This is a genomic window from Paraburkholderia sp. (assembly GCF_034668105.1).
Classification (GTDB): Bacteria; Pseudomonadota; Gammaproteobacteria; order Burkholderiales; family Burkholderiaceae; genus Paraburkholderia.
In genome coordinates this window covers 1-9,122 of the sequence record NZ_JAXDPY010000555.1, presented here as the reverse complement: position 1 = coordinate 9,122, position 9,122 = coordinate 1, and the positions used below count along the sequence as shown (strand labels likewise).

6 protein-coding genes and 1 pseudogene are annotated in these 9,122 nt (G+C 61.6%); all 7 read right to left on the bottom strand.

What is annotated here, in order from left to right:
- Positions 1 to 907: molybdopterin-dependent oxidoreductase (locus QOC89_RS24585; protein ID WP_323047391.1), on the bottom strand; the 907-nt coding region annotated here is incomplete at its 3' end.
- A 37-nt stretch (positions 908 to 944) separates the two neighbouring features.
- A complete protein-coding gene (locus QOC89_RS24580) occupies positions 945 to 2,378 on the bottom strand; it encodes an MFS transporter (RefSeq protein WP_323047390.1) in 1,434 nt (477 codons plus the stop codon).
- Positions 2,375 to 3,733, bottom strand: a complete 1,359-nt coding sequence (locus tag QOC89_RS24575) for a nitrate/nitrite transporter (RefSeq protein WP_323047389.1) — start codon at positions 3,731 to 3,733, stop codon at positions 2,375 to 2,377. Before QOC89_RS24575 ends, QOC89_RS24580 begins: the two co-directional genes overlap by 4 nt.
- A 235-nt stretch (positions 3,734 to 3,968) precedes the next feature.
- Complete coding sequence (locus QOC89_RS24570; protein ID WP_323047388.1) at positions 3,969 to 4,703, bottom strand: response regulator; 735 nt, start codon at positions 4,701 to 4,703, stop codon at positions 3,969 to 3,971.
- Positions 4,704 to 4,730: 27 nt separating this feature from the next.
- Positions 4,731 to 6,647, bottom strand: a complete 1,917-nt coding sequence (locus tag QOC89_RS24565) for a type IV pili methyl-accepting chemotaxis transducer N-terminal domain-containing protein (RefSeq protein WP_323047387.1) — start codon at positions 6,645 to 6,647, stop codon at positions 4,731 to 4,733.
- Between the two features lie 194 nt (positions 6,648 to 6,841).
- A complete protein-coding gene (zwf, locus tag QOC89_RS24560) occupies positions 6,842 to 8,323 on the bottom strand; it encodes a glucose-6-phosphate dehydrogenase (RefSeq protein WP_323047386.1) in 1,482 nt (493 codons plus the stop codon).
- Positions 8,324 to 8,524: 201 nt separating this feature from the next.
- Positions 8,525 to 9,122, bottom strand: a pseudogene (locus QOC89_RS24555) (hypothetical protein); the annotation flags it as partial.

Sequence of the window (9,122 nt, the reverse complement as noted above, 5' to 3'; positions counted from 1 at the left end):
CGGTGCCTTGACGCGGATGCATCCATAGATCGGCGAGCTTCGCGACTTCCGAATAGTCCGGCGTGACCGCAACGGTCTTGGTGCCGCGATAACGCACCTCGGTGAAGAAATGCGCGTCGGGCGTACGCGTTTGCGGCACATTCGAACCCCACGCAATAAGGTAGCTCGAGTTGTACCAGTCCGCCGATTCCGGCACGTCCGTTTGCTCGCCCCACACTTGCGGGCTCGATGGCGGCAAATCGCAGTACCAGTCGTAAAAGCTCATGCAGACGCCGCCGATCAGGCTCAGATAGCGGCTACCCGCTGCATAGCTAACCATCGACATTGCTGGAATCGGCGAGAAGCCGACAATGCGGTCCGGCCCATGCTTCCTGATCGTAGAGATGTTGGCCGCCGCGACGATTTCGTTGACCTCGTTCCAGTCGGCGCGCACGAAGCCGCCCAAACCGCGCTGGCTTTGATAGTCGCGGCGCTGTGTGTCGTTCTCGACAACACTGGCCCACGCCTCGACCGGGCTTGCAGTGACCGCGCGCGCGGCGCGCCAATGCTTGAGCAGGCGTGCGCGCACCAGCGGATATTTGACGCGATTCGCGCTATACAGATACCAGCTGTAGCTCGCGCCGCGCGCACAACCACGCGGCTCATGATTCGGCAGATCGGCGCGCGTGCGCGGATAGTCGGTCTGCTGCGTTTCCCACGTGACGATGCCGCCCTTCACGTGAATCTTCCACGAGCATGAGCCTGTGCAGTTCACGCCGTGCGTCGAACGTACGATCTTGTCGTGCTGCCAGCGCGCACGGTATGCGTCTTCCCACGTGCGGTCCTCGCCTGTGGTCACGCCGTGCCCTTTCGCAAAGCGTTCTCTCGGCTGGGAGAAGTATTTGAGTCTGTCCAGAAAGTGGCTCATGGTTTGAATCCTTATCTATTGCTTTGCAGCGCCACGCTCAACACGGCATCCCGGCGTGGCGCCGCGCGTAAAACCACCAGGTCAATCCGACACACAGCACGTAAAACGCGATGAAACCGTACAGCGCCAGCTCCGGGCCGCCGCTCGCGAGGATCGAACTGCCGTAGCTCTTTGGAATGAAGAAGCCGCCATACGCACCAATCGCCCCGGCGAAACCAATCGCGGCCGCGCCTTCCGTATTGCCTTCACGGTTCGCGTGAGCGAGCGCTTCCTGATCATCGGACGCAACGCCGCGCAGCCGCAGGTTCAGGAAGATCACGGGAATCATGCGGAAGGTTGAGCCATTGCCGACACCGGTGGTCAGGAACAGCAGCATGAACATCGCGAAGAAGCCACCGAACGCGCCGGCTTGCGGCCCCCAGGGGAATGCCGCGCTGCCGGTCTTCGGCAGGAAGGTCAGAACGCCCACCACGGCCAGCGCCATCACGCCGAAATTCCAGAACGTCACGCGCGCACCGCCAAGCTTGTCGGCAAGCCAGCCGCCCACCGGGCGAATGGCCGCACCGACGAACGGTCCTACCCATGCGTAAGTCAGCGGATTGATGTTCGGGAACTGGCTCTTGATGAGCAACGGGAAGCCGGCCGAATAACCGATGAACGAACCGAACGTACCGAGATACAACGTGCACATCAACCAGTTGTGGCGGCTACGAAAGATGGTGGCCTGCGCGGCGAAAGAAGCCTTGGCGTCGGCCAGATCGTTCATGCCGAACCATGCGGCGAGCGCGGAAATCGCGATCCAGGGCACCCAGATGAATGCGGCGTTCTGCATCCACACCTGCGATGCATGACCGGCTTTCATCATCAATTGCGGCTCACCGCCGAAGATGCCGAACACGCCGGCCGTAATCACCAGAGGCGACAGAAACTGCACCGCGGATACACCGAGATTGCCGAATCCGCCGTTCACGCCGAGTGCCGAGCCCTTGCGCTCCTTCGGAAAGAAGAAGCTGATGTTGGCCATGCTCGAGCTAAAATTGCCGCCGCCGAAGCCACACAGAAGCGCTAGCAACAGCATGGTCGGATAGCTCGTGGTGTTGTCCTGCATCGCGAAGCCGATGCCGACCGCGGGAATCAGCAGGGACGCGGTGGAAAGCGCCGTCCAGCGACGCCCGCCGAAAATCGGCACCATGAACGAATAGAAAATGCGTAGTGTTGCGCCCGAGAGCGCCGGCGCCGCGGCCAGCCAGAACAGTTGATTGGTCGAATAACGAAAACCGAGCGACGGCAACGTGACAGCCACCACGCTCCATACCTGCCAGACCGCGAAGGCGAGGAAAAGCGCGGGCACCGAGATCCATAGATTGAGTTTGGCGACGGATTCGCCTTCCTGCTGCCAGAAGGCCTTGTCCTCCGGTGTCCAGAGAGTAAGCGTGCGGCCAGCCCGCGCGCGTGCTGTCGAGATATTCATGATGGGGTTCCTGCTTGAGAAGAAGCCTGATTTGAAGCGCGGGTTGAAAGCCGCCTTGACGACTGATCGCGCGCGATGCCGGTGGTAGTCAACGTCACACCTGCCGTCATCACGTCGCTGCGACGCACTTCGGTGAGATACATCCAGATCAGCGACACCCATACAACGCCGTAAAGCAGCATGAAGGCGCTCGAACGAATGCCCGTGAGATCGACCAGCAGTCCGAACAGAATCGGCAGGGCGAAACCGCCAAGACCACCGGCGAGGCCGACGATGCCGGAGATCGCCCCGATGTTGTGGGGGAATTCGTCGCTGATGTACTTGAACGTGCTGGCCTTGCCGAACGCGAAAGCGATGCCGAGCACGAACATCAGCACCGTGAACCACACCACGTTCAGGCCGAGGTGGAAGACCTTGGGCCCGTCGACGGTGGCGATCGTGAAAACGGTTTGCGGATAGCTAAGCAGAAACAGACAGATCCAGCTCACCCACATGACCGACCACGTCACGCGATGGGCGCCATAGCGATCCGAGAGCCAACCGCCCACGGCACGCAATACGCCGCCGGGCAGCGAAAAGCACGCTGCGAGCAAAGCCGCGACACGAATGTCGAGCCCGTATTCGCCGACGTAGTACTGCACCATCCACAACGAGAGCCCGACATAGCCGCCGAACACGATGCTGTAGTACTGGCAATACTTGAGGACGCGCGGATCCTTGAGCGCCTTGAGCTGATCGACGAAACGCTGATTGTTCGGCACGCGATGCGAAGGATCGCTGGCAGTGAAGAGCCAGAACAACGCGACCGCGGCAAGCATGGCGACGGCATAGGTCCTGGCCACCATGCTCCAGCCGAAGGCAACGAGGATGACGGGCGCGACGAACTTGTTGACGGCCGCGCCGGAATTGCCCGCACCGAAGATGCCCATTGCAAAGCCGCGGCGTTGCTGCGGAAACCAGCGGGCCACATACGGCGTGCCGACCGAGAACGCCCCGCCTGCCAGGCCGACGAACAGGCCGATGACGAGGAATTGCCAATAAGCGGTGGCGTAGCTCATGAGCCAGATTGCCGGCACGGTGGCGAGCATCAGGCACGCCATGACGAGGCGTCCACCGTAGCGATCGGTCCAGATGCCGAGCGGCACGCGCACGAGTGAACCGGTCAGGACCGGCAGCGCGGCCAGCATGCCGAACTCTGTTTCGTTCAGATGGAGCGATTGACGGATCGGGATGCCGATCACGCCGAACATCATCCACACCATGAAGCACACGGTGAACGCGAAAGTGCTCGCGATCAGGACCGGCCAGGCCTTCGTCTGGATTGCGGCGCTGCCGCCGACCGCGGTCTTTGTCATGGGATTGACTCCTTTTTCCATGACTCTGACTTTGCCGGTTTCGACAGGGCGTGCGTATCCTTCTAATGGAGATGAGCGTGGGTGCAGAAGGAGTAGGAGGATTCCTGCGGTGTAGTTCTTTTGGAGTATTGTTTTTTTATCCACGCGGCGCTTTGTGCCGGTTTGCCCGCCGTGACAGGAAACGCCTGGGACTTGGGCAGGCGCAATCTCTACTGCTCGCGCCTTGAAGCAGAAGCTAGCCTATTGCGATTGAATTCACCGTCGCATAAACGGCGGCCTGCACCCGCGACCCCAACTTAAGCTTGCGCAAAATATGCTGGACATGAATCTTGACGGTGGTCTCCGCAATCGCCAGTGCACGAGCAATCTCCTTGTTACTCGCACCGCGGGCGATATGCGCGAGAATCTCCTGCTCGCGGACCGATAACGCGATATCCGGCACAAGTTGTCGCCGCGCAGCATCGACAACGGCTGGCGGCGCCGCCGTCGCCTCTGGCGCGCTCCTCGCACTCGTCGCACTCGTCGAGATGTCATTTGCGGCCGCCACGGCGCGATACGCCGACACCAGCTTGCCGGTCATCTCAGGACTCACCACAGCCTCGTCCCGCATGGTGCGGATAATCGACTCGGCGAGCGTATCTGCATCGACAGTCTTCAACAAATATCCCTGCGCGCCGCAGCGCAAGGCAGCACCCAGATCGCGTTCGTCCTCGCTCACGGTCAGCATCAGCACTCGGGCCTGTGGCGCTGCCTCGCGCAAATCCTTGAGCGCGTCGATCCCGCTGACGCCAGGCAAATGGTTGTCCAGCAGGATCAGATCGGGCTGCAATTCATCGGCACGCCGTTGCGCCTCGCCGGCATCGGCCGCTTCGCCGACCACCTGGAATCGCGCATCTTCACGCAGCAAGGCAATCAGGCCGCGCCGGAACAACGTATGGTCATCAACCACCAGCAAGCGAATTGGAATCATCACCTACCCTATGTCTTGAATCGACGCCTATGCCGCCTCAGCCCGATATTCATGAACGGCGTCCGACGTGCCGCGCTGGGAGGGCGCCAACGTCAATGTGACGCATGTTCCCGCACCGGGCACGGAGTCGACCACCACTGCGGCGCCGATCCGAGCCGCGCGTTCGCGCATGATGCGCATTCCGACGTGTGTCTCGCCCGGCTTGCGCCGCTGTACGTCGAAACCCTCGCCGTCGTCACGAACTTCAAAACTCCATACCGGACTTTGCTGCACCTCCAGCCAGACCTCGCGCGCGTTTGCATGTTTGCGCACGTTCGACAACGCTTCCTGCAACACATGCAGCACCTGCACCTGCACGTCCGCACCGAGCGGCAAACCGTGGCCTTCGATCGACAGGTTGGTGACGAGCCCGGTCTGGTGCTCGAATTTGCGCAGCGTAGTGCGCAGCGCGGGTTCAATGTCCTCGGTATTGCCGCGCGTGCGGAAATGCATCAGCAATTCGCGCACGTCGCCGGTGCTTTCGCGCACGCCCGCACCCAGCTCGTCGACGATACGTGCGACAGATGAATCGGCAGGCGCCGGCAAGGCGTCGCGCAGCAACTGCACCTGTATTTTCAGAAACGCCAGCGACTGCGCAATCGAATCGTGCAGTTCGCTCGCGAGCAAAGCACGCTCATCGGACACCGCTGTTTCCCGCTCGAGCGCGCTCACGCGCAGATTTTCCATAGCGCCCGCCAGGTGGCTCGCGAGCGTGTCGAGCAGGTCGCGATCCTGGGTGGACAACTCGATTGCCTTGCCAAAGAACAGGTCGATCTCGCCAAGCGTGCGCTGATGCAGAATCACGGGAACTGACACGAGCGTCGCGTAGCCGGCGCGCGCGCAATGCCCGAGCGTTGCCGCTCCGGGGCCCGCGGCCAGAACCGGAATGACCCGCGCGCCAGGCATGCTCTGCGGATGACCACACAGGCAACTGCGCGATGTGAGGCATTGCTCGTCTTCAATCATGAAGCGCGGCAGACTGTCTCCGGCCAGCAGCAGATAACGTTCGTTGGCCTCGCCCGACCAGCGGATCGCCACGGAATCCGCTCCTGCGATGCGGCGAATGCGTTGCGCGAAGCCCTGTGCAAGGGCATCCAGCGTATTGGCATCCGCAAGAAACGCGCTCACTTCATAGAGTGCGGCGAGACGTGCCCGCTCCGTTTCGAGGCTGGCGGTTTTTTCGTTGACCTTCTGTTCAAGACCGGCATAAAGCTGTTGCAGGTTCTGCGCCATCCTGTTGAAACCCGTGGACAGTTCACCGAATTCATCCTGCGCAGCGACTTCGACGCGCGTGTCGAAATCGCCGCCCTCGATACGCGCGAGACCTTCGGTCAGTCTGAAGACAGGCGCGAGTACGCTCAAATGGCCGACGTACAGCAACGCCAGCGCACTACCGATCGCCAGCACGAGCAGCGCGAGCTGCAATACGTTGAGGATCGAGGTCCAGCGCGCGAGTTGTGCTTCGATCGAACTGTCGAACGAGTCGATCAGTAAAACGAACTGGTTGGCTTCACGATCAATCTCAGTCACCTCGGGCAGGCTTGCACCGGTCCAGACCGGGCGCAACGCTTGCCATTGCGATTGCACGCGGGCAAAGCGCTGGCGCGCCTCGTCGTTCCATGGCACGAACAGCGGACGTGCCGGATCGCCCTTCTCAAGCAGCGCGAGACTGTCGTCGAACTGGCGGGCGAGCACGCCGATCCTTGATGGGTTATCGCGTAGCATCAGCGCGACGCGGTAGGTTTGCATTCGCATGCGCCCAGCCTCGTTGATCGCAGCTGCGCCACCGTCGAGTTGCCAGGTAATCCAGAGTGTCAAGCCAATCGACGCCAACGCCAACGCAAGCAACGTGGCGACAAGAGCGGCGAGTTTGGCGGCAAGAGGCCAGGAGGAAACGGAGCGCATTCGAAGATTCTATGCGCCGCCTTCAGACAAGACACGCCGGCGGATTGACTCAAATCAACCCGCGGACGTGTCTATTCGGTAGTGCGTCAGTAAGACGCGTATTGCCTTAACTTACGGTCCACGAAAACGGGCCGACTTTTTCAATGCAACGCTTTCTTCAAACGTCGACGTACCGCCGACGCTTGACCCTCCACTTACTGCGATTCCTCCGCCCACACCGCGTTTTCGCGCGCCATCAGCGCCGTCGACGCAGCCGGTCCAAACGTACCCGCCGTATAAGCACGCGGCTTGTCGCCCGACTTGGCCCAACCTTCGAGAATCGGTTCGGCCCATGCCCATGCAGCTTCGAGTTCGTCGCGGCGCATGAAGTGCGTGAGGCGTCCGCGAATCACGTCGATCAGCAAACGCTCATACGCTTCCGCGCGCCGCTCGGTGAAGGCCTGCTGCAAGTCCAGGTTCAGATTCACCGGCAGCATGTGCATGCCGCTGCCCGGTTCCTTCGCGAGCATTTGCAACTGGATCGACTCTTCCGGCTGCAACTGGATCACCAGACGGTTGCCGTAATTGCGCCCACCGCTCGGAATGATCGAGAACGGTAATTCGGAAAACTCGATCACGATTTCCGATACCTTCTTCTGCATCCGCTTGCCGGTGCGCAGATAAAACGGCACGTTGGCCCAGCGCCAGTTGTTGATATGCGCGCGCAACGCGACGAAAGTCTCGGCACGGCTGCCGGCCGGCACGTTGTCTTCTTCGAGGTAGCCCTTCACCGGCTCGCCGTTTACCGCGCCGGCCGTGTACTGGCCACGCACGGTATCGCGCGCGATATCCTCGGGCGTCATGGGACGCAGCGAGCGCAGCACCTTAAGCTTCTCGTCGCGCACCGCATCCGGATCGAGCGACACCGGCGGCTCCATCGCGACAATGCACAGCAGCTGCAGCAAGTGGTTCTGCACCATGTCGCGCAGCGCGCCGGTTTTATCGTAGAAGCCCGCACGGCTGCCCACCCCGACCTCTTCGGCCACGGTGATCTGCACGCTCTTGATATACGGCGCCTGCCACAGGGGGCCGAAAATCGCGTTGCCAAAGCGCAGCACCATCAGGTTCTGCACCGTTTCCTTGCCGAGGTAGTGGTCGATCCTGTAAATCTGCGCTTCGCTGAAATGCTTGCCGACCGCCGTGTTGATCTCCTGCGCGGACGCCAGATCGTGGCCCAGCGGTTTCTCGAGCACGACACGCGAATTCTCGTCAACGAGGCCGGCCGCCGAGAGGTTGTCGCAAATATGCGTGAACAGATCCGGCGACGTCGCGAGATAGAACACGCGGCGCACGCCGTCGCGCGACGCTTCTTTCAGACGGTGATAGTCCTCGACCGAATCGACGTCCATGCGCACGTACTCGAACAGCGCCAGGAATTTGTCCCAGGCGGCGGCATCGAACGCCTTCTTTTCGATGAAGGGCTTCGCCTTCGCTTCCATGAATTCGTTGATGTACTCATCGCGCGACCACGGTTTGCGGCCGATCGTGAGAATGCGGGTATCCGGCGGCAGATTGCAGTGCAGATGCGCCATGTAGAGCGCGGGCAGCAGCTTGCGGAACGACAGATCGCCGGTGCCGCCGAAGATGATCATGTCGAGCGGCAATTTGGGAGTGGCAGAAGCGTGTTGGGTCGTCATAGCGCGGTCGCAGCGTCGTGATAGGCGTCAGGTCAAAAAACAAGGAGCAAAAAACGCCGGCGGGCCGGCACTTTTTCTGGCAAACGCCTATGGTGCAACGTTTTGAGATTGTTTGCACGGCAACATGTGCCGCAGGTTGGCGCAAGATGCCAAGCCGGACCTAAGAATCCCGTCGCGCGAGGCGCTGCAAACGGTCCATGATCAGCCGCCCCGCAACGCTTCGCGCGCGACGCGGCAGGCCGCCAGATCCCATGCCGCACATCCGACGCTTTTAAAAACGATCGGTTTTCCCCGCGACAACAAGGCGGTTTTTTCGACCACTGCGGCAATTCCGCCGACCTGCGTCCAATCGACGCCCGCCTGGATGAAATCACCGGCTTCATGCCGCGCGCCGGCTTCGTCGTCGACGAATAGCGCGCTGCCGGCGATCGTGCGCGCGCCGATCTCGACCATGGCCGGCGTGAATGCGCCGACGCCGATCACGAGCCGATCCGGGCGCGCCACTTCGTCGTAGACGGCCTGCTTGCTGGTGGTCAGCGCGATCACCACGTCGATCGAAGCGGGAATGTTCGCGTCAGGGTCGGCTAGCGGTTGCAGTTCGCGCACCTTGCCACCCTGCGCGCCACCGGTGCCATGTGTGCCTTGTGTGCCTTGTGTGCCACCTGTGCCGTCGGCACGATGCGCGGCGCAAAACGCTTCGGCCCGCGCGGGCGCACTGCCCTTCACCCACACGCGCGCGTCGGGGAACAGCTCGCCGATCGCTTCGAGATGATTCACCGCCTGCGTGCCGGTGCCGATC

Coding starts and splice junctions, on each gene's coding strand:
- zwf (WP_323047386.1), bottom strand. CDS start 8,323: ATGACGACCCAACACGCTTCTGCCACTCCCAAATTGCCGCTCGACATG.
- QOC89_RS24580 (WP_323047390.1), bottom strand. CDS start 2,378: ATGAATATCTCGACAGCACGCGCGCGGGCTGGCCGCACGCTTACTCTC.
- QOC89_RS24565 (WP_323047387.1), bottom strand. CDS start 6,647: ATGCGCTCCGTTTCCTCCTGGCCTCTTGCCGCCAAACTCGCCGCTCTT.
- QOC89_RS24570 (WP_323047388.1), bottom strand. CDS start 4,703: ATGATTCCAATTCGCTTGCTGGTGGTTGATGACCATACGTTGTTCCGG.
- QOC89_RS24575 (WP_323047389.1), bottom strand. CDS start 3,733: ATGACAAAGACCGCGGTCGGCGGCAGCGCCGCAATCCAGACGAAGGCC.